Raw genomic sequence first — 20037 nt, forward strand, 5'->3', positions numbered from 1 at the left:
TATCGCAGGCCCGCTCCCCCATTCGGGCTGAGCTTGCCGAAGCCCTTAAAACCGCTGTCGCCATTCGTCGGTCCCATGCAGGCGCGGTGGGCAGCCCACCGCGCCTGCACGAGAATACCGCGTGGCGCCAGCCGCAGTGACTGGGCTTCGACAAGCTCAGCCCGAACGGACTTGGAAGGTCAGCCCGCAGCGCTTGCGTGCAGGCAAATCGCAGCAGCGGCGGCGACATTCAGCGACTCCTCCCCCCCCGGCTGCTCGATGCGCACCAGCACGTCAGCCTCACGCAGCAGCGGTTCGCTGACGCCCTGCCCTTCGTGGCCGAAGACCCAGGCGCAGGGGTGGGGCAGCTTCAGACTGCGCAGCGCCTGGCCGTTGTGCGAACTGGTGGCCACCAATGGCAGGGCCAGTTGCATCACGTCCTTGTGCTCCAGGCCTTCCACCAGGCGCAGGTTGAAGTGCGCACCCATGCCGGCGCGCAGCACCTTGGGCGACCACAGGCCGGCGCTGCCCTTGATGGCGGCCACCTGCTGGACGCCAAAGGCGGCGGCGCTGCGCAGGATGGAGCCGACGTTGCCGGCATCCTGCACCCGGTCCAGCACCACGGTGGCCAGGCCCGGCATCACCTGGCCCTGGTTGGGCAGCTCGATGAAAAAACCCATGCGCGCGGGCGACTCCAAAGCACTCAGGCCGCGGAACAGCGCGTCTTCCATCACCACCACCTTGGCGGCGCCTTCCGACCAGGCGGGTGGTGCCACCGGCCAGAAGGACTCGGCAAACACCGCCACTGCCGGCCGCACGCCGCGCTCCAGCGCGGCGCGGCACAGGTGGTCGCCCTCCAGCCACACGCGGCCGAACACGCGGTAGGCGGTGGGGTCTTGCGAGACCTTGCGCAACTCCTTCAGCAGCGCGTTGTCGCGCGAGCTGATGTGCACGATGCGCTGTTCGTCGCTGCTCATGCCCAATCCCCGGAGACGCGGGTGGTGCTCCCCGCCACAGTGATCTCCACCGCCATGCGCACGCCGGCTTCGCGCACCGGCGCGAAGCTCTGGCGGTGCTCGGGGCAGGCGCCATGCAGGCGCAGCGCCGCCATGTGCTCGGCCGTGCCATAGCCCTTGTGGCCTGCAAAGCCATACAGCGGGTAACGCTGGTGCAACTCCAGGCATAGCCGGTCGCGGTGCACCTTGGCCAGGATGGAGGCGGCCGAGATGGCCGGCACCAGCGCGTCGCCCCCCACCACCGCCTCGGCCAGCACGTCCAGCCTGGGCAGGCGGTTGCCGTCCACCAGCACCTTCACCGGCTTCAGGCGCAGGCTCATCACCGCGCGGCGCATGGCCAGCAGCGTGGCACCCAGGATGTTGAGCTCGTCGATCTCCTGCACGCTGGCCTCGGCCACGGCGCAGCACAGCGCGCGGGCGCGTATCTGGTCATACAGCTGCTGACGCCGCGCGGCGGTCAGCACCTTGGAGTCGGCCAGGCCGTCAATGGGCTGCAGCTCGTCCAGGATGACGGCCGCCGCCACCACCGGGCCGGCCAGCGGGCCGCGCCCGGCCTCGTCCACGCCGGCCATCAGGCCCGGCGTGTCCCAGCACAGCGTGGCCTGCTCAGCCTTCAAGAATCGCTTGGATCGCATCGGTCGCCAGTGTAGGGGTGTCTCTTTGCAACTCTGCGTGCAAAAGGGTAAATGTACGGTGAAGCGCGGCCACCCGGGGGGCGCCGGCGTCAATGGCCTGCAGCCAGTCCAGCACCGCATCGGCCAACGCGCGTGGCGTGGCGGCGTCCTGCAGCAGCTCGGGCACGACGAAATCGCGGCACAGGATGTTGGGCAGGCCCACCCAGGGTTGCAGTTGCTTGCGCCGCATGATCTGCCAGGACAGCCAGTTCATGTTGTAGGCGATCACCATGGGCCGCTTGAACAGCGCCGCCTCCAGCGTGGCGGTGCCGCTGGCGATCAGCGTCACATCGCAGGCCGCCAGCACGGCGTGCGACTGGCCGTTGACGATCAGCACCTGGCCGTCCATGCCGCTGGCGGCCACGGCCTGCTCGATCAGCGGGCGCAGCGCCGGCATGGCCGGCACGATGAAGCGCACGTCGGCCCGCGCGCGGCGCAGCAACAACGCGGCATCCATGAAACGCTGCGCCAGGTACTGGATTTCAGACTTGCGGCTGCCCGGCAGGATGGCCACCACGCGCGCGTCCTGCGGCAGGCCCAGCGCGGTGCGGGCGGCCGCGCGGTCGGGCTGCTGCGGGATCACATTGGCCAGCGGGTGGCCCACATACGTGGCATCTATACCATGCTGACGCAGCAGCTCGGGCTCGAAGGGGAAGATGCACAGCACGTGGTCGACGCTGGCGCGGATTTTCTCCAGCCGCTCGGCACGCCAGGCCCACACCGAGGGGCAGACGAAGTGCACGGTCTTGATGCCCTCGCGTTTGAGCGCGGCTTCCAGGTCGAGGTTGAAATCGGGCGCATCCACACCAATGAAGGCGCTGGGGCGTTCGCGCAGCAGCCGTGCCTTCAACTGATCGCGTATGCCGACGATCTCGCAGTAGTGGCGCAGCACCTCCACATAGCCGCGCACCGCCAGCTTGTCGCTGGGCCACCAGGCGTCAAACCCATGGCGCGCCATCTGCGGCCCGCCTATGCCGGCGCAGGCCATGTCCGGCCAGCGCTGGCGCATGCCGGCCAGCAGCAAGCCGGCCAACAGGTCGCCGGAGGTTTCACCGGCCACCAGGCCGAAGCGGGGGGCCGAAGCGGTCAATCTGCCCCCTGCCCTAGCGCACGATGCCGCGCTGCGGCGAGGTCTGCTCCAGGAAGCTCAGCATCATGTCGACGTCGCCGGCTGCCTCGGGGAACTCGTCGGCCAGCTCGCCAATGCGCGCCTGCGCCTGCTCCAGCGTGCGGTCGTCGCGGTACAGCGCCTTGTGCATGGCCTTGACGGCGCTGATGCGCTCGGGCGAGAAGTCGCGCCGGCGCAGGCCTTCGTAGTTCATCGAGCGGGCCGAGGCCGGCTGGCCCTGGCACATGACGAAAGGCGGCAGGTCGGCGAACAGCAGCGAGCACATGGCCGTCATGCTGTGCGCGCCCAGGCGCACGAACTGGTGCGCCACGGTGAAGCCACCCAGGATGACCCAGTCGCCCACATGCACATGGCCGGCCAACTGCGAGTTGTTGGCAAAGATGGTGTGGTTGCCCACCACGCAATCGTGCGCCAGGTGCACGTAGGCCATGATCCAGTTGTCGTCGCCCACGCGGGTGACGCCGGCATCGCCCGGTGAGCCGATGTTGAAGGTGCAGAACTCGCGGATGACGTTGCGCTCGCCAATCACCAGCTCGCAGGGCTCGCCGTCATACTTTTTGTCCTGCGGGATGGCGCCCAGTGAGTTGAACTGGAAGATCTGGTTGTCGCGGCCAATGGTGGTGCGGCCTTCGATGACGCAGTGTGCGCCAATGGTGGTGCCGCCGGCCACCTTCACCTCTGGCCCAATCACGGTGTAGGGCCCGACGGAGACCGAGCTGTCCAGCTCGGCCTTGGGGTCGATGATGGCGGTGGGGTGTATCAGTTTCGCGCTCATGGGGTCACGCTGCCGTCAGGCAATGGTGCGCATGGTGCACATCAGCTCGGCCTCGCAGGCCACGTTGCCGTCCACCTTGGCCACGCCGGTGAACTTGAAGATGCCGGCCTTCATGCGGTCCAGCGTCACGTCCATCACCAGCTGGTCACCCGGCTCCACCGGGCGCTTGAAGCGCGCGCCGTCGATGCCGGCGAAGTAATACACCGTCTTGTCGTCCGGCACCACGCCCAGCGTGTCAAAGGCCAGCAAGGCCGCCACCTGGGCCAGGGCCTCGAGCATCAGCACGCCCGGCATCACCGGGCGGTGCGGAAAATGGCCGGTGAAGAAAGGCTCGTTCATGGTCACGTTTTTCAGCGCCTGGATGCTCTTGCCCTTGTCCATGCTCAGCACCCGGTCCACCAGCAGGAAGGGGTAGCGGTGCGGCAGTTGCTTCAGGATGGCGTGAATGTCCATGGTCGTCATGATTTATTGGCTTTTTCGAGTTGTTTCACGCGTTCGCGCAAGCTGTTCAATTGTTTCAGGCTGGCAGCATTTTTCTCCCAAACCGCATTCTCGTCCAGTGGAAACAGGCCCGTGTAGTGGCCCGGTTTGGCAATCGAGCGGGTGACCACCGAGGCCGCTGAAATGTGCACGTGGTCGGCAATCGTCAGATGCCCCAGCACCACCGCCCCGCCACCCACCGTGCAATGCGCGCCAATGGTGGCGCTGCCGGCCACGCCGGCATTGCCGGCCAGCGCGGTGTGCTTGCCAATGCGCACGTTGTGGCCGATCTGTATCAGGTTGTCCAGCTTGACGCCATCTTCGATCACCGTGTCTTGCAACGCGCCACGGTCTATGCAGGTGTTGGCGCCGATTTCCACGTCGTCGCCTATGCGCACCGCGCCCAGCTGCTCGATCTTTTCCCAGGCGCCGCCCTCAGCCGGCGCAAAGCCGAAGCCGTCCGCGCCAATCACCACGCCGGCATGCACGATGCAGCGCGCGCCGATAGAGCAGCCCTCGCCCAGCGTGACGCGGGACTTGAGCACCGTGCCCGCACCCACGCGGGCGCCGCGCTCCACCACGCACAGCGGGCCAATGCTGGCCGTGGGGTGCACCTGGGCGGTGGGATCCACCACCGCACTGGCGTGCACGCCAACGGGCGCAGCCGCTCCCCCGTGCTCACGCTTCCACAACTGCGTCAGGCGCGCGAAGTACAGGTAGGGCTGGTCGGTGACGATGCAGGCGCCGCGCGCCTGGGCGGCGGCCTGCATGGCCGGGCTGACGATGACGCACCCGGCCAGGGATGTGACCAGCTGCTGCTGGTACTTGGGGTTGCTGAGGAAGCTGATGTCGGCGCTGCCTGCGGCTTCCAGCGGCGCCAGGCCGGTGATCTCCATCGCGGCGCTGCCGTACAGCACGCCACCCAATGCGTCGACGATGGAGCCTAGTCGCAGTGCCACACGTGAACTGACGCGATGGAACGGGGGCTCACTTGCCACCCGGCTGGCTCAAGGCCCGGATGACCTTGTCGGTGATGTCGTACTTGGGGTTGACGTAGACCGCCTCTTGCAGCACCACGTCGTACTTCTCGGTTTCGGCAATCTGGCGCACGGCCCGGTTGGCACGCTCCAGCACTTGCTGGAACTCCTCGCTCTTGCGGGCGTTCACGTCTTCCTGGAACTCGCGCTTGCGGCGCTCGAAGTCGCGGTTCATCTCGGCCCATTCCTTCTGGCGCGCGACGCGCTGCGCCTCGGACAAGGTGGGGCTTTCGCGGTCAAACTTGTCGGCAAAAGCCTTCAGCGTGGCGCCGCGCTCTTCCAGCTCTTTTTGCCGCTTGGCGAATTCCTGCTCCAGCTTGCTCTGGGCCAGCTTGGAACTCGCCGATTCCTTGAAGATGCGGTCGGTGTTGACATACCCTATGCGAAGTTCCTGGGCCAGCACTGGCGCGCTGGCCAGGGTTGCACACAGCAGCCCCCCCAGCATCCACGAGGGGCAACGCAGAAGATTCTTCATCAAAACTGGTTTCCGACTTGAAATTGAATAGTCTGGATTCTATCGCCTTCAAGCTTGTGCAGGGGCTTGGCGAAGGCGATGCGCAGCGGCCCCACCGGGGAGATCCAGCTGATGCCGACGCCGGCCGAGGTGCGCAGGTCGCTCAGGCGGATCTTTTCGTCTTCACCCCAGACGTTGCCCAAGTCGTAGAAGGCGAAGAAGCGCAGCGTCTTGTCACTGCCGGCGCCAGGCACCGGCAACATCATTTCGTTGGCGATGGTGAAGCGCTTGGCACCACCCACGGCGAGGCCGTATTCGTCCTTGGGGCCCAGGCTGCCCTGCTCAAAACCACGCACCGAACCCAGGCCGCCGCCATACAGGTTCTTGAACGCCGGGTACGGCCGGCCACCCAGGCCAACGCCGTAGTCCAGCTGGCCGTTGAAGGCGTAGGTGAACTGCTTGTTCAGCGGGTAGTACTGCTGGTACTGGTAGGTGCCGCGCGCATAACGGGCGTCACCCCACAGGCTGATTTCGGCCGAAGCGCGCTGCAATTTGCCCGCCGTGGGCGTCAACGCGCTGTCGCGGGTGTCGCTGCCCCAGCCCACCGTCAGCGGCACCGTGATGCTGGAGTAGCCGAAGGTGTTGGCGTAGCGCAGGTAGGCGTTGGGGATGTTGGCACCCGGCACGATGGTGGTGCGCTCCAGGCCGGCACCGAAGAACACCGTGTCCACTTCCGAGAACGGCACACCGAAGCGCAAGGCGCCGCCGGTGCTGACGAACTGGTAGCTGCTCGGGTCCTGGTAAGGGTTGCTGGAGCGGTGGTAGACGTCGATGGTGCGCGACACGCCGTCGTTGGTGAAATACGGGTCGGTGGTGCTGACCGAGATCACCCGGTTGTAGTGGCTGGTGTTGATCTGCAGACCCAACGACTTGCCGGAACCGAAGATGTTGTCCTGCCGGATGCCAAAGGAGAAGCCCAGGCCATCGGCACTGGAGTAACCGGCGCCCAGCGACAGGCTGCCGGTGGGTTTTTCGACGACGGTGACGATCACGTCCACCTGGTCGGGGGAGCCGGGCACGTCCTGCGAATCCACCGTGACTTCCTTGAAGTAACCCAGGCGGTCCACGCGGTCGCGTGACAGCTTGATGCGGTCGCCGTCATACCAGGCCGACTCGAACTGGCGGAACTCGCGGCGCACCACCTCGTCGCGGGTGCGGGTGTTGCCGGCCACGATGACGCGGCGCACATAGGCGCGCCGCGACGGGTCGGCCACCAGTGTCAGCACCACGCGGTTGTTCTTGCGGTCGATCTCGGGGCGGGCCTCCACCCGGGCGAAGGCATAGCCGAAGTTGCCGAAGTAGTCGGTGAAGACCTTTTGCGTCAACGTCACCTGGTCGGCGTTGTAGGCCTGGCCGGGTTTGATCTGCACCAGCGTCTTGAACTCGCCGTCGCGGCCCAGGTAGTTGCCCTCCAGCTTCACCTCGGACACCACATAGGGCTCGCCCTCGGTGACATTGATGGTGATGGACATGTCCTTCTTGTTGGGCGAGATCGCCACCTGGGTGGAGTCGATCTTGAACTCCAGGTAGCCGCGCGTCAGGTAGTAGGACTTCAGCGACTCCAGGTCGGCATTGAGCTTGGTGCGCGAATAGCGGTCTGCCTTGGTGTACCAGGTCAGCCAACCGCTGGTGCCCAAATCAAACAGGTTGAGCAGCGTGGACTCGGAGAACACCTTGGCCCCGACGATCTTGATGTCGCGTATCGAGGCCGGCTCGCCCTCGGTCACGGTGAAGGTCAGGTTGACGCGGTTGCGCTCGGTGGGCGTGACGGTGGTGACCACCTCGGAGGCGTACATGCTGCGGTTGATGTACTGGCGCTTGAGCTCCTGCTCGGCGCGGTCGGCCAGGGCCTTGTCGAAAGGCTGGCCTTCGGCAATGCCGACGTCCTTCAGCGCTTTCTTCAGGTTGTCCTTGTCGAATTCCTTGGCGCCGGCGAATTCCACCTCGCCGATGGACGGGCGTTCCTGGATGATGACCACCAGCACGTCGCCGTCCACCTTCAGGCCCACGTCCTTGAAGATGCCCAAGGCGAACAGCGAGCGGATGGTGGCGGCGCCCAGTTCGTCGGTGTAGGTGTCGCCGACGCGCAGCGGCATGGAGGCGAACACGGTGCCGGGTTCCACGCGCTCCAAGCCTTCCACCCGGATGTCGCGCACGGTAAAGGGATTGACCGCCCAGGCACTGGCAGAGAGTGCGAGAGCGGCTACCGCGGAAACGGCGCGCAAGCGGAAACGTTTGAATTGCATGGTCAAATTGTGAAAGTCAGGCCGGCACCGAGAGAGGACACAGGCACCGGAAAAAATTAGCCAAAGAGCCTGGTCAGGTCATTGAACAGCGCGATGCTCATCATGAGCAACAGCACCCCCACGCCGCCGCGCTGCAAGCGGTCCAACCAGACGTCAGACACGCTCTTGCCGCTGAGGCCCTCATAAAGATAATACATCAGGTGCCCCCCGTCCAAGACGGGCAACGGCAGCAGATTGAGCACGCCCAGGCTGACGCTGACCAAAGCCAGGTAAATCAGGTACTGGGTCAGCCCCATGCTGGCGGACTTGCCGGCGTAGTCGGCAATCGTCAATGGGCCGCTGAGGTTCTTCAGCGAGGCCTCGCCCACCAGCATGCGGCCCATCATTTTCAGCGTCAGGCCCGACACCTCCCAGGTGCGCACCGCCCCCAGCCACAGGCCGCGGACGAAACCGTAGCGCACCGTCAGCATCTGGGGCGGACCGCTCAGGTCCACGCCTACCCGGCCGACGCGCTGGCCCCGGTCCTGCGCCACATCGGGCTGCACGGTCAGCTCCAGCCGCTCGGCGCCACGCCGCACCACCCACACCCTGGCGGTGTCACCGCCCTGTTGGCCGAGGCTGCGGATGGTTGTGTAAAGCTGGTCAGCATCCCCTATCGGCGCCTCACCGATGCGCTCCACCACGTCACCGGCGCGCAGGCCGGCGCGCTCGCCAGCGCCAGCCGCCACGATGGCCTGGATGCGGGCCGGCCGATAGGGCCGCTCCACACCCAGGCGCTGGAACAGCCGGGCATCGGCCTCGGTCACCTGCATGTCACCCAGGCGCAGCAGCAGTTCGCGGCCTGCGCGGTCCTGCGGGCCGCGCACCACCAGGCGCACGTCCTGGCTGTCCAGCGCGGCCTGGGTCAGCACCCAGCGCAGGTCGTCAAAGGAGTCCACCGGTTGCGCGGCGCCATCGCCCACCGCGCTGCTCAGCACGGTATCGCCCGCCGCCAGACCGGCGCGCTGCGCGGCCGAACCGGCCGTGGGGGTGCCCAGCACCGGCGCCGGCACGTCCACGCCCATCCAGTTGACCAGCGCGTACAGCAACACGGCCAGCAACAGGTTGGCGGCCGGTCCGGCAGCCACGATGGCGGCGCGCGAACGCAGCGGCTTGTTGTTGAAGGCCAGGTGGCGCTCGGCCGGGTCCACGGCGTCCTCGCGCTCGTCCAGCATGCGCACGTAGCCGCCCAGCGGCAGCGCGCACAGCACGAATTCGGTCGGTGAACCAGGCCGTTGCCAGCGCCACACCACCTTGCCAAAGCCGATGGAAAAGCGCAGCACCTTGACGCCACAGGCCACCGCCACGCGGTAGTGGCCGTACTCGTGCACGGTGATCAGCACACCGATGGCGAGCAGGAAAGCAAGGACGGTCAGCATGGTGGGCGTGTCGAAGGCAGTCGGCAGCTCAGGCGCCCAGGTGGGCAACGAGTCGGCTGGCAGCAGCCCGGGTTTGCGCGTCCAATGTCAACAAATCCTCCAGTGTGTGGGGCTTGGAGGGGTGGACGGATTCCAGAGTTCCCAGGTTTACCTGGTGGATCTGGTCAAAGCGTATGCGCCGCGCCAGGAAGGCCTCGACGGCGATCTCGTTGGCGGCGTTCAGCACCGCGGTGGCGCCGGGCTCGCCCTGCAGCACATCCCAGGCGAGTTGCAGGCCGGGGAAGCGCTGGCGGTGGCCGCGCGTGTCCAGCGACTCGAAGCTCATGTCGGCCAAGGTGGTGAAATCCAGCGCCGCCGCGCCCGAAGTCATGCGCTCAGGCCAGGCCAGGCCGTAGGCGATGGGGCCGCGCATGTCGGGCGTGCCCAGTTGGGCAATCACCGAGTGGTCGGTGTACTGCACCATGGAATGGATCACGCTTTGCGGGTGGATCACCACCTGCAACTGGCTGGGCGCGACACCAAACAGGTAGCGCGCCTCGATGACTTCCAGCGCCTTGTTCATCATGGTGGCCGAATCCACCGAGATCTTGCGGCCCATCACCCAGTTGGGGTGGGCGCAGGCCTGCTCGGGCGTGACATCGCGCAGCGTGGCCGGCTCGCGCGTGCGAAACGGGCCGCCGGAAGCGGTGAGGATGATCTTGTCCACCCGGCTGGCCCAACTGCCGCGGTCCTCGGGCAGCGACTGGAAGATGGCCGAATGCTCGCTGTCTATGGGCAGCAGCGTGGCGCCACCGCGCGCCACGGCGTCCAAGAACACCTGGCCACCCACCACCAGCGCCTCCTTGTTGGCCAGCAGCAGGCGCTTGCCAGCCTCGGCAGCTGCCAGGCAAGGCCCCAGGCCGGCAGCACCGACGATGGCGGCCATGACCATGTCCACCTCGGGCTCGGCCGCCACCTGGGCGATGGCCGCAGCGCCGCTCAGCACCTGGGTGGCGCTGCCGGCCTGTTTCAAACGGTCAGCCAGCGTGCGCGCATGCTCGGCGCTGGCCATCACCGCGTAACGCGGCTTGAACTGCACGCATTGCTGGGCCAGCAACTCGACCTGGGTAGCCGCTGTCAGCGCAAACACCTCGAAACGCCCGGGGTGGCGGGCGATCACGTCCAGCGTGCTGGTGCCTATGGAACCGGTGGAGCCCAGGATGGTGACGCGCTGAACACCGGACGTGGGGGACATGTTCATGGCACCCACTGCGTCAGCATCATGGCCAGCGGCAAGGTGGGCAACAGCGCATCCAGCCGGTCCAGCACGCCGCCGTGGCCGGGCAGCAGGTTGCTGCTGTCCTTGGCGCCGGCGCTGCGCTTCATCAGCGATTCCACCAGGTCACCCAACACACTCATGGCGGCCAGGAAGATGGCGGCGATCACCATCACCACCACACCACCGGCCATCAGCCGCGAATACAGGCTGGGCACGCTGGCGTGCAACGATGCATCGGCCGCCTGCCAGCAAAAGGCCAGCACCAGCACGCCGGCCATGCCGCCCCACACGCCTTCCCAGCTCTTGCCGGGGCTGATGGAGGGGGCCAGCTTCTGTTTGTGCAGCCGCCCGCCGAAAGCGCGGCCGGCAAAGTAGGCAAAGATGTCGGCCACCCACACCAGCACCAGCACCGACAGCAGGAAATTGGTGCCCAGCAGCTTGGCCTGGGCAATGGCCAGCCAGGCCGCGGCCAGCACCGCCACGCCCGCCAGCAGGCGCAGGCCGCGCGGCAGCCGGCCCCAGCCCGCGGGCCCGGCGCGCAACAGCCAGGCGCCGCCCAGCACCCACAGCGCGCCCACGATCAGCCACAAGGGTTGCAGCGGCTTGCCCAACAAGCCCCAGCCCCAGGCGGCTACGCACAGCGCGGCAACGGCCGCACCCAACGCCACGGCACCGGCACCGGGCAGGCCGTTCAACCGCGCCCATTCCCAGCCACCGGCAGCCACCAACAGCAGCGCCAGCGCGCAAAACGGCTCGAACGAGGGGTAGAACAGCGCCGGCAGCAGAATGAGCAGCAGGACCACTGCGGTGATGACGCGCTGCTTCAGCATGGGGTGTGCATGAAACGGGGCGGCATTCAGCCGTTGGCAGCGGCGGCGGCCGGAGCCACCTGGGCGGATGTCTGACCGAAGCGGCGCTCACGCCGGGCGTAGGAGGCAATGGCCAGGTCCAGCTCGGCCTCGTCGAATTCGGGCCACAGCTTGTCGCTGAAGAACAGCTCGGAATAGGCGGCCTGCCACAGCAGGAAGTTGCTGATGCGCTGCTCGCCGCCGGTGCGAATCAGCAAATCCGGGTCGGGCACGAAGGACAGCGCCATGGCGTCGTTCAAGGCCGCCTCGGTGATGGGCTGGCCCGCTTCGGCCAACTTGCGCGCGGCCTGGGCGATGTCCCAGCGGCCGCCATAGTTGAAACACACGTTGAGCAGCAGCTTGCTGTTGCCTTCGGTCGCGGCCTCGCCCTGCAGAAGGCCGGCGCTGACCTTGGGCGACAGGCCGGCACGCTCGCCGACGAAGCGTATGCGCACGCCGTCGGCCTTCAGTTGGGGGATTTCACGCGAAATGGCCACCGCCAGCAGGTCCATCAGGCCGGACACTTCTTCAGGCGGGCGGTTCCAGTTCTCGGACGAGAAGGCAAACACAGTGAGCACCGCCACGCCCCGGTCGCCACAGGCCCGCACACAGCGGCGCAGCGAATCCACGCCCTGCTTGTGGCCGGCCACGCGCGGCAAAAAACGGCGCGAGGCCCAGCGGCCATTGCCGTCCATGACGACGGCGATGTGGTGCGGAATCCCGTTTTGGGAGCTCATGTAAAGAAAAGCAAATCAGAGGCTGGCAGCCTCAAACCGCCATGATGTCCGCTTCTTTACCGGCCATCAATTGGTCGATGGCGATGATGTGCTTGTCGGTGATCTTCTGGATATCGGCCTCGACACGCTTCTGGTCGTCTTCGGAAGCCTGCTTGTCCTTCACCAGCTTCTTCACCGCCTCATTGGCGTCGCGGCGCAGGTTGCGCACGGCCACCTTGGCGGCCTCGGCCTCGTTGCGGACGATCTTGGTCAGCTCCTTGCGGCGCTCCTCGCTCATCATCGGCATGGGCACGCGTATCAGCTCGCCCACCGACGACGGGTTCAAGCCCAGGTCGCTGTCGCGAATGGCTTTCTCGATCTTGGCGCCCATGCCCTTTTCCCACGGCTGGATGCCGATGGTGCGGGCGTCCAGCAGCGACAGGTTGGCCACCTGCGAGATCGGCACCGGGGAGCCATAGTAGTCGACCTGCACGGTGTCGAGCAACGCGGGGCTGGCGCGGCCGGTGCGGATCTTGCTCAGGTTGTTCTTGAAGGCGGCGATGGATTGGTCCATCTTGCCCTCTGCCGTGCTTTTGATGTCAGCGATGGTTGTCATGCTTGCTCTCTCCTCAGGCGTACACCAGCGTGCCCTCGTCCTCGCCCATCACCACGCGCTTCAAGGCGCCGTGTTTGAAGATGGAGAACACCTTGATGGGCAACTTCTGGTCGCGGCACAGCGCGAAGGCCGTGGCATCCATGATGCCCAGGTTCTTCGAGATGGCCTCATCAAACGAAATGCGGTTGTAGCGGGTGGCCGTGGGGTCCTTGTTGGGGTCGGCGCTGTAGACGCCGTCCACCTTGGTGGCCTTGAGCACCATCTCGGCACCGATCTCGGCGCCGCGCAACGCGGCGGCGGTGTCGGTGGTGAAGAAGGGGTTGCCGGTGCCGGCAGCGAACACCACCACCTTGCCCTCTTCCAGGTACTGCAGCGCCTTGGGCCGCACATAGGGTTCCACCACCTGCTCGATGGCAATGGCGGACATCACGCGGGCGGTCAGGCCGGCCTTGTTCATGGTGTCTGCCAGGGCCAGCGCGTTCATCACGGTGGCCAGCATGCCCATGTAGTCGGCAGTGGCGCGGTCCATGCCGACCGAGCCACCGGCCACGCCGCGGAAGATGTTGCCACCGCCAATCACCACCGCCACCTCCACCCCCAAACGGGTGACCTCGGCGATCTCGTCCACCATGCGCTTGATGGTGGCGTGGTTGATGCCGAACGCGTCGTCCCCCATCAGCGCCTCACCCGACAGCTTGAGCAAGATACGCTTGTGGGCTGGTCGGGCATCGGACATGAAGGACTCCTGAGGTTGGCGGGGTGGCTGATTGTGGCGGATACCGGCTATCTTACTTTCTACCGGGGCGGCGGCCGGTTACACATTCGCCCGCCCCGGCACAGCCGCTGGACGCGGCTTGCTTGACAACCGACTCAGGCAGCCTGCTTCGCGGCAGCCACTTGCGCGGCCACTTCGGCGGCGAAATCGTCCACCTTCTTCTCGATGCCCTCGCCCACCACGTACAGCGTGAACGCCTTCACGGTGGTGCCAGCGGCCTTGAGCATCTGCTCCACGGTCTGCTTGTCGTTCTTCACGAAGGCCTGGTTGTACAGCGAGACTTCCTTCAGGAACTTCTGCACGCCGCCTTCGATGCGTTTGGCCACGATTTCGGCGGACTGCACCGGCTTGCCTTCGGCGGTGGCCTTGGCAGCGTCTTCTGCGGCCTTGGCGGTGGCCACCGAGCGCTCGCGCGCCACCAGCTCGTCCGACACGTCGGCGCTGGACAGGGCGACCGGCTTCATGGCGGCCACGTGCATGGCCACGTCCTTGGCGGCGGTGTCGTCGCCTTCAAACTCGACCACCACGCCGATGCGGGTGCCGTGCAGGTAGGAAGCCAGCTTGGCGCCGGAGGCGAAGCGCTTGAAGCGGCGGAAGCTCATGTTCTCGCCGATCTTGCCGATCAGGCCCTTGCGCACGTCTTCCAGCGTCGGGCCGAAGCCGTCCTGGCTGTAGGGCAGCGCACTCAAGGCGGCCACGTCGGCCGGGTTTTGCTTGGCCACCAGCTCGGCAGCGGCCTTGGACAGGGCCAGGAAGCTGTCGTTCTTGGTGACGAAGTCGGTTTCGCAGTTGACTTCGATCAGGGCGCCGGTGTTGCCGTCGATGAAGCTGGCGACCACGCCTTCGGCGGTGATGCGGGCGGCGGCCTTGCCGGCCTTGCTGCCCAGCTTGACGCGCAGCAGCTCTTCAGCCTTGGCCATGTCGCCTTCGGCTTCGGTCAGCGCCTTCTTGCATTCCATCATGGGGGCGTCGGTCTTGCCACGCAGTTCGGCAACCATGCTCGCGGTAATTGCAGCCATTTTTTTCTCCGTATCGGTCAATGTAGGGGGTATCTGGGATTAAAAAAAAGGGGCATACGAGCCCCTTTCTTGGGTGTGGGGCGAAGCTCAGGCCGAGGCTTCGTTCACTTCCACGAATTCGTCGTCGCTCTCGGTGGCGGACACTGCCTTCACGACATCGTCGACGGCATTGGCGCGACCTTCCAGGATGGCGTCGGCGATGCCACGGGCATACAGCATGACAGCCTTGGAAGAGTCGTCGTTGCCGGGGATGACATAGTCAATGCCCACGGGCGAGTGGTTGGAGTCGACCACGCCGATCAGCGGGATGCCCAGCTTTTGCGCTTCGGCAATGGCGATCTTGTGGTAGCCGACGTCGATCACGAAGATCGCGTCCGGCAGCGTGGCCATGTCCTGGATGCCGCCGATGTCTTTTTCCAGCTTTTCCAGTTCGCGGGCGAACATCAGCTGCTCTTTCTTGCTCATCGCGTCCAGGCCGGCTTCCTGCTGGACCTTCATTTCCTTCAGGCGCTTGATGGAGGTCTTGACGGTCTTGAAGTTGGTCAGCATGCCGCCCAGCCAGCGCTGGTCGACAAACGGCACGCCGGCGCGCTGCGCTTCAGCGGCGACGATTTCGCGGGCTTGGCGCTTGGTGCCCACCATGAGGATGGTGCCGCGCTTGGCGGTCAGCTGGCGCGCGAACTTGGCCGCGTCCTGGAACATCGGCAGCGACTTTTCCAGGTTGATGATGTGGATCTTGTTGCGATGACCGAAGATGAACGGGGCCATCTTGGGGTTCCAGAAGCGGGTTTGGTGGCCGAAATGGACACCGGCTTCCAGCATTTGACGCATGGTGACGGACATGAAAAACTCCAAAGGTTGGGTCTAAAATCCAGTTCAATTTCGCGACGAGTGTGGGATTGGTTACCCACCTTGCAGCGACACCTTGGCGAACTGGTTTGCGATTAGTCTTGTATGAGCAAACGCGGATGCGCTACCCAGCAAAACCCAAAGAGTATAACACACCGCGCCGCGCCATGCCCCTGCTGCCAGACCTCCACCAGACCCGCCGCCAGCTGGCCAACGGGCAAACCAGCGCCGGGGAAGAGATGGAGCGCGCCATCGCCGCCGCCCAAGCCCCGGCCAGCCGGCACGCTTTCCTGAGCACCCGCGTTGACGCCGCCCGCCGGGAAGCCGGCGACGCCGGCCATACCGCTCGCCCGCTGGCCGGCCTGGCGGTGTCCGTCAAGGACCTGTTTGACGTTGCCGGCGAGGTGACAGCGGCCGGTTCGGCCGTGCTGGCGGACGCCCCGCCCGCCGCGCAGGACTGCCCGGCGGTGGCCCGGCTGCGCCAGGCCGGCGGCGTGCTGCTGGGCCGCACCAACATGACGGAATTCGCCTTTTCCGCCATGGGCGTCAACCCGCACCACGGCACGCCGGCCAATGCACTGGGCACCGATGTGCCGCGCATTCCGGGCGGCTCGTCCAGCGGCGCGGCGGTGTCGGTGGCCAATGGCGCGGCCTTCATAGGCCTGGGATCGGACACCGGTGGCTCGATACGCATACCGGCCGCGCTCAATGGGCTGGTGGGCTTCAAGAACACGGCGCGGCTGGTGCCCACCGAGGGCGCCCTGCCGCTGTCGACCACGCTGGACACGGTGTGCGCCATCACCCGCTCGGTGGCAGACGCCGTGCTGGCGCATGAAATCCTGGCCGCGCGCCGGGTGGTGCGCAGCAACGCACCGCTGGCTGCCTACCGCCTGGCGGTGGCCACCTCGCTGTTTCTCGACGACATGGCGCCGCCCGTGGCCCGCGCCTTCGAGCGCAGCCTGCAGCGCCTGCGCGCCGCTGGCGCGCACATCACCGAGATCGCGTTGCCACAGGTGCTGGAACTGCAGGCCATGCAGGCCAGCGGCTCGCTGTCGGCCGCCGAAAGCTATGCCTGGCACCGCCAGCTGATCGCGCGCGACGGCGCGCGCTACGACCCGCGCGTGCTGGTGCGCATGCAGCGCGGCGCCAGCATGCAGGCGCATGATTACATTGACCTGCTGCACGCCCGGCGTGACTGGATCAGCCGCATGCAAGACCAGTTGACCCCGTATGACGCGGTGCTGTCGCCCACCGTGCCCGTCACCGCGCCGGCCATTGCAGAGGTGGCACCCGGGTCTGAACGCGACGCGCACTTTTTCGCCATCAACAACCTGCTGCTGCGCAACACCAGCGTGGTCAACATGCTGGACGGCTGTGCCATCAGCATCCCGTGTCAGCAGAGCGGCGAACCGGGCATGGGCCTGATGCTGTGGCACGGCGCGCTGCGCGACGACACGGTGCTCAACATTGCGCACCAGGCGGCACAGGCGCTGGACGACCAGGCAGCGCCAACGCTGCGGCCCTGACAACCCTTCCAGAGCGGCCCGCATGGTCGGGCGCAACCACAACAACAACGAGATTTCTCAGCCAAGGGTTTCATGAAGATTGCAGTGATAGGCGCCGGCGTGATAGGCGTGACGACGGCGTATGAACTGGCCGCCGATGGCCACCAGGTCAGCCTGTTCGAGCGGCGCGGCGCGGCGGCGGAGGAAGGCAGTTTTGCCAACGCCGGCATCCTGGCGCCGGGCTACGTCACCCCCTGGGCGGCGCCCGGCGTGCCGCGCAAGGCGCTGGCGCAGCTGTTTGGCCGCCACGCGGCCATGCGGCTGGGCGGTGCACCGGGCACGGCTGAGTTGCGCTGGCTGTGGCGCTTCTGGCGCGCCTGCCGGCTGGACGCCTACCAAAGCCACCGCGCGCAGCTGCAGAAGCTGGCCTTCTACAGCCGTGAGCGCCTGCATGAGATCACCGACACGCTGAAGCTGGACTACGACCGCAGCGAGGGCTACCTGGTGTTGCAACGCTCGGCGCGCGAGGTCAAGCTGATGGCCCCTGGCCTGCAGGTGCTGCGCGATGCCGGCGTGCCGTTCAAGGAGCTCAATGCCGAAGACACCCGCAAGCTGGAACCGGCGCTGAATCCCGACACCACCTTTGCCGGTGCCGTGCACCTGCCGCAGGACGAGGTGGCCAATTGCCGCCAGTTCGTGCTGCTGCTGAAAAACGAAGCCCAGCGCCTGGGCGTGACGCTGCGCTTCAACAGCGAGGTGACCCAGCTCAGCGGCGAGGGCGGCGCGGCCAAGGGCGTGCGCCTGCAGCTGGCCGGCCAGGCGCAGCCGCTGGCTTTCGACGCCGCCGTGCTGTGCACCGGTGCGGCCTCGCCCGCCCTGCTCAAGGGCCTGGGGCTGCGCTTGAGCCTGCTGCCGGTGTACGGCTATTCGGTCAGTGCCCACATCCGCGAGCCGCTGAACGCGCCGCGCAGCGCGGTGATGGACGAGCGCTACAAGGTGGCCATCTCACGCCTGGGCAACCGGGTGCGGGTGGCCGGCGGGGCCGAACTGGGCGGGTCACCGGACAGGCACCGGCCAGCCGCCGTGCAGACGCTGTACAAGGTGCTGCACGACTGGTTTCCCGGCGCCGCCCAGATCTCCAGCGGCGTGCAGGAATGGAAGGGCGCCCGCCCCATGCTGCCGGCCGGCCCGCCGGTGATAGGTGCCAGCGGCGTGCCCGGCGTGTGGCTGAACCTGGGCCACGGCTCCAGCGGCTGGGCATTGGCCTGCGGCAGTGCCCGCGCCAGCGCCGACCTGCTGGCTGGCCGCACGCCGGCGCTGGACATGGCCGGTTTCGCCTACCGCAGTGGTTGAAGCACCACGTCGGCGCTCTGTACACTCGGCCCTGTCCCGGTACACAATGCAGGCATAAGGCAAGCGCCGACCCGATATGAGCCCCGAACTCTCGCAAAAACTGGCCGCCGCCGTGGACGGCATGCCCGCTTTCCCCAAGAGCGTGCAGAAAATCCTCGAGCTGACGCGCGATGTCAACAGCACGCCCAAGGACCTGGTGCAGGTGATCGACAAGGATCCGGTGGTCACCGTCAAGATCCTGAAGGTGGTCAACTCGGCCTACTACCGGCTGCCCAAGCAGATCACCGCCATCAGCCCGGCGGTGGTGTACCTGGGCTTCAACACCATCAAGAACCTGGCGCTGTCCATCGCCGCCATCGGCATGCTGCCCAAGGACAACGCCGCCGGCTTTGACGTCCAGCAGTACCTGCTGCACTCGCTGGCCACCGCCGGCATCGCCAAGCAGCTGGCGCTGAAGGTGGACGATGCCGACCCCATGGACTGCTTCATCGCCGGCCTGCTGCACGACTTCGGCAAGGTGGTGTTCGCCCAGTTCATGCCCGACGAATTCCGCGCCGCGCTGGAAGCCAGCCGCACCCAGGGCATTTCGCTGCACCAGGCGCTGCGCGACACCATAGGCGCCGACCACGCGGTGGTGGGTGCCATGCTGGTGGAGAAGTGGCGCTTTGACCCCAAGCTGGTGGAAACCATTCGTCACCAGGACAGCGCCAACCTGAAGGACACCGACATGATCGCCTGCGTGTTCGCCGCCAACCAGATCAGCAAGAAGCTCCGCTTTGGCGATGCCGGCAACGCACTGGTGGAGGAACTGCCCGCGCCGCTGGCCAAGCGGCTGGGCGGCACCCTGGACGAGGTGATCGCGCGCATGGGTGACCTGGACACGCTGTTCGAGGAAGCCCAGGTGTTTGCCCGCTTGGAAGGCTAAAACCCATGAAAATCAGATTCTGGGGTGTGCGCGGCTCCATCGCTTCGCCCGGCCCCGCCACCGTGCGCTATGGCGGCAACACCACCTGCATAGAGATACGCACCGACAACGACGAGCTCATCATCCTGGACGCCGGCACCGGCATCTTCCCGCTGTCGCAGACGCTGCTGGCCAAGCTGCCGGTGACGGCCAATGTATTCATCACCCACTCGCACTGGGACCACATCCAGGGCCTGCCCTTCTTCATCCCCAACTTCATCCCCGGCAACGTGCTGCGCCTGCACGGCGGCTTCGACCCGGTGTCGGGCAAGGGCGTGGAGCAGGTGATGAGCGTGCAACTGCAATACAGCTACTTCCCGGTGCGCGAAGCCGAAATGAAGGCGCGCATCGAGTACGTGACGCTGATGCCCGAGGAAAGCATACAGGTGGGCAGCGCCACCATCACCCCCTTCCTGCTGAGCCACCCGGTGGTGGATTTTGGGTACCGGGTGGAAAGCCATGGCAAATCGGTGTTCTTCACCGGCGACCACGAGCCGCCGTACAACATCTACCAACCCGACGAGCCCGAGTACGCCGAGTACCAGACCTTTGTGGACGAGAAGGAAGGCGCAATACGCGCCGCCATGAAGGGCGTGGATGTGTTGATTTGCGACACCTCCTACACCCGCGCCGAATACCCGGCCAAGGTGGGCTGGGGCCATGGCACCTACGACACCAGCATAGGGATGGCGCGCGCGGCCGGCTGCAAGACGCTGTTTTGCACCCACCATGAGCCCACCCGCAGCGACGACGCGCTGGAAAAAGTGTTCGCCCAGGCGCTGGCCGACAACGCGCCATTGCCGCCGAACATGGACATACGCCTGGCGCGCGAAGGTGAATACTTCGAATTCTGACCCCACAGGCAG

20 protein-coding genes are annotated in these 20037 nt (G+C 66.4%); 4 read left to right on the forward strand and 16 right to left on the reverse strand.

Annotation, left to right across the window (positions count from 1 at the left end; genetic code table 11):
* Positions 1–179: 179 nt before the first annotated feature.
* From AC1DX2_RS04700 to rpsB, 16 genes are all read right to left on the reverse strand, one after another.
* Positions 180–956 carry a TrmH family RNA methyltransferase gene (locus AC1DX2_RS04700; protein WP_477195125.1) on the reverse strand — a complete coding sequence of 259 codons (777 nt, stop codon included), beginning with the start codon at positions 954–956 and terminating at the stop codon, positions 180–182.
* Positions 953–1630, reverse strand: coding sequence for a ribonuclease HII (gene rnhB / locus AC1DX2_RS04705; protein WP_477195126.1), 678 nt, complete (start codon positions 1628–1630; stop codon positions 953–955). Before rnhB ends, AC1DX2_RS04700 begins: the two co-directional genes overlap by 4 nt.
* Positions 1602–2759, reverse strand: a complete 1158-nt coding sequence (lpxB, locus tag AC1DX2_RS04710) for a lipid-A-disaccharide synthase (RefSeq protein ID WP_477195127.1) — start codon at positions 2757–2759, stop codon at positions 1602–1604. The genes rnhB and lpxB overlap by 29 nt, the downstream gene beginning before the upstream one ends.
* Positions 2760–2772: 13 nt before the next feature.
* The gene (gene lpxA / locus AC1DX2_RS04715) at positions 2773–3573 is read right to left on the reverse strand and encodes an acyl-ACP--UDP-N-acetylglucosamine O-acyltransferase (RefSeq protein ID WP_477195128.1); all 801 of its coding nucleotides are present in this window, start codon (positions 3571–3573) and stop codon (positions 2773–2775) included.
* Positions 3574–3588: 15 nt separating this feature from the next.
* The gene (fabZ, locus tag AC1DX2_RS04720; RefSeq protein WP_477195759.1) at positions 3589–4026 is read right to left on the reverse strand and encodes a 3-hydroxyacyl-ACP dehydratase FabZ; all 438 of its coding nucleotides are present in this window, start codon (positions 4024–4026) and stop codon (positions 3589–3591) included.
* 5 nt (positions 4027–4031) lie between these two features.
* Positions 4032–5012: a UDP-3-O-(3-hydroxymyristoyl)glucosamine N-acyltransferase gene (gene lpxD, locus AC1DX2_RS04725; protein ID WP_477195129.1), complete on the reverse strand. Its 981-nt coding sequence runs from the start codon at positions 5010–5012 to the stop codon at positions 4032–4034.
* Between the two features lie 28 nt (positions 5013–5040).
* Complete coding sequence (locus AC1DX2_RS04730) at positions 5041–5565, reverse strand: OmpH/Skp family outer membrane protein (RefSeq protein WP_477195130.1); 525 nt, start codon at positions 5563–5565, stop codon at positions 5041–5043.
* Complete coding sequence (gene bamA, locus AC1DX2_RS04735) at positions 5565–7856, reverse strand: outer membrane protein assembly factor BamA (RefSeq protein ID WP_477195131.1); 2292 nt, start codon at positions 7854–7856, stop codon at positions 5565–5567. Before bamA ends, AC1DX2_RS04730 begins: the two co-directional genes overlap by 1 nt.
* 50 nt (positions 7857–7906) lie before the next feature.
* Positions 7907–9268, reverse strand: a complete 1362-nt coding sequence (gene rseP, locus AC1DX2_RS04740) for an RIP metalloprotease RseP (RefSeq protein WP_477195132.1) — start codon at positions 9266–9268, stop codon at positions 7907–7909.
* 28 nt (positions 9269–9296) lie between these two features.
* Entirely contained in the window at positions 9297–10508 is a 1212-nt protein-coding gene (gene ispC, locus AC1DX2_RS04745; RefSeq protein WP_477195133.1) for a 1-deoxy-D-xylulose-5-phosphate reductoisomerase, read from the reverse strand.
* Complete coding sequence (locus AC1DX2_RS04750; RefSeq protein WP_477195134.1) at positions 10505–11356, reverse strand: phosphatidate cytidylyltransferase; 852 nt, start codon at positions 11354–11356, stop codon at positions 10505–10507. Before AC1DX2_RS04750 ends, ispC begins: the two co-directional genes overlap by 4 nt.
* A 26-nt stretch (positions 11357–11382) precedes the next feature.
* Entirely contained in the window at positions 11383–12111 is a 729-nt protein-coding gene (gene uppS, locus AC1DX2_RS04755) for a polyprenyl diphosphate synthase (RefSeq protein WP_477195135.1), read from the reverse strand.
* Positions 12112–12142: 31 nt separating this feature from the next.
* Positions 12143–12706 (reverse strand): ribosome recycling factor, encoded by a 564-nt coding sequence (gene frr / locus AC1DX2_RS04760; protein WP_477195136.1) that lies wholly within the window; start codon positions 12704–12706, stop codon positions 12143–12145.
* 13 nt (positions 12707–12719) lie between these two features.
* Positions 12720–13442: a UMP kinase gene (gene pyrH / locus AC1DX2_RS04765; protein ID WP_477195137.1), complete on the reverse strand. Its 723-nt coding sequence runs from the start codon at positions 13440–13442 to the stop codon at positions 12720–12722.
* A gap of 134 nt (positions 13443–13576) precedes the next feature.
* On the reverse strand, positions 13577–14500 hold the full coding sequence (gene tsf / locus AC1DX2_RS04770; protein ID WP_477195138.1) for a translation elongation factor Ts: 924 nt from the start codon (positions 14498–14500) through the stop codon (positions 13577–13579).
* 87 nt (positions 14501–14587) lie between these two features.
* Positions 14588–15343 (reverse strand): 30S ribosomal protein S2, encoded by a 756-nt coding sequence (rpsB, locus tag AC1DX2_RS04775; protein ID WP_477195139.1) that lies wholly within the window; start codon positions 15341–15343, stop codon positions 14588–14590.
* 179 nt (positions 15344–15522) lie between these two features.
* On the opposite strand from rpsB, the gene AC1DX2_RS04780 reads away from it, so the two are divergent.
* From AC1DX2_RS04780 to AC1DX2_RS04795, 4 genes are all read left to right on the forward strand, one after another.
* The gene (locus tag AC1DX2_RS04780; protein WP_477195760.1) at positions 15523–16875 is read left to right on the forward strand and encodes an amidase; all 1353 of its coding nucleotides are present in this window, start codon (positions 15523–15525) and stop codon (positions 16873–16875) included.
* A 72-nt stretch (positions 16876–16947) separates the two neighbouring features.
* Complete coding sequence (locus tag AC1DX2_RS04785; RefSeq protein WP_477195140.1) at positions 16948–18207, forward strand: D-amino acid dehydrogenase; 1260 nt, start codon at positions 16948–16950, stop codon at positions 18205–18207.
* A gap of 76 nt (positions 18208–18283) precedes the next feature.
* Entirely contained in the window at positions 18284–19132 is an 849-nt protein-coding gene (locus AC1DX2_RS04790) for an HDOD domain-containing protein (RefSeq protein WP_477195141.1), read from the forward strand.
* Positions 19133–19137: 5 nt separating this feature from the next.
* Positions 19138–20025 (forward strand): MBL fold metallo-hydrolase, encoded by an 888-nt coding sequence (locus tag AC1DX2_RS04795; RefSeq protein WP_477195142.1) that lies wholly within the window; start codon positions 19138–19140, stop codon positions 20023–20025.
* Positions 20026–20037: the final 12 nt, after the last annotated feature.

This window comes from Hylemonella sp. P2_B10, from assembly GCF_056404875.1.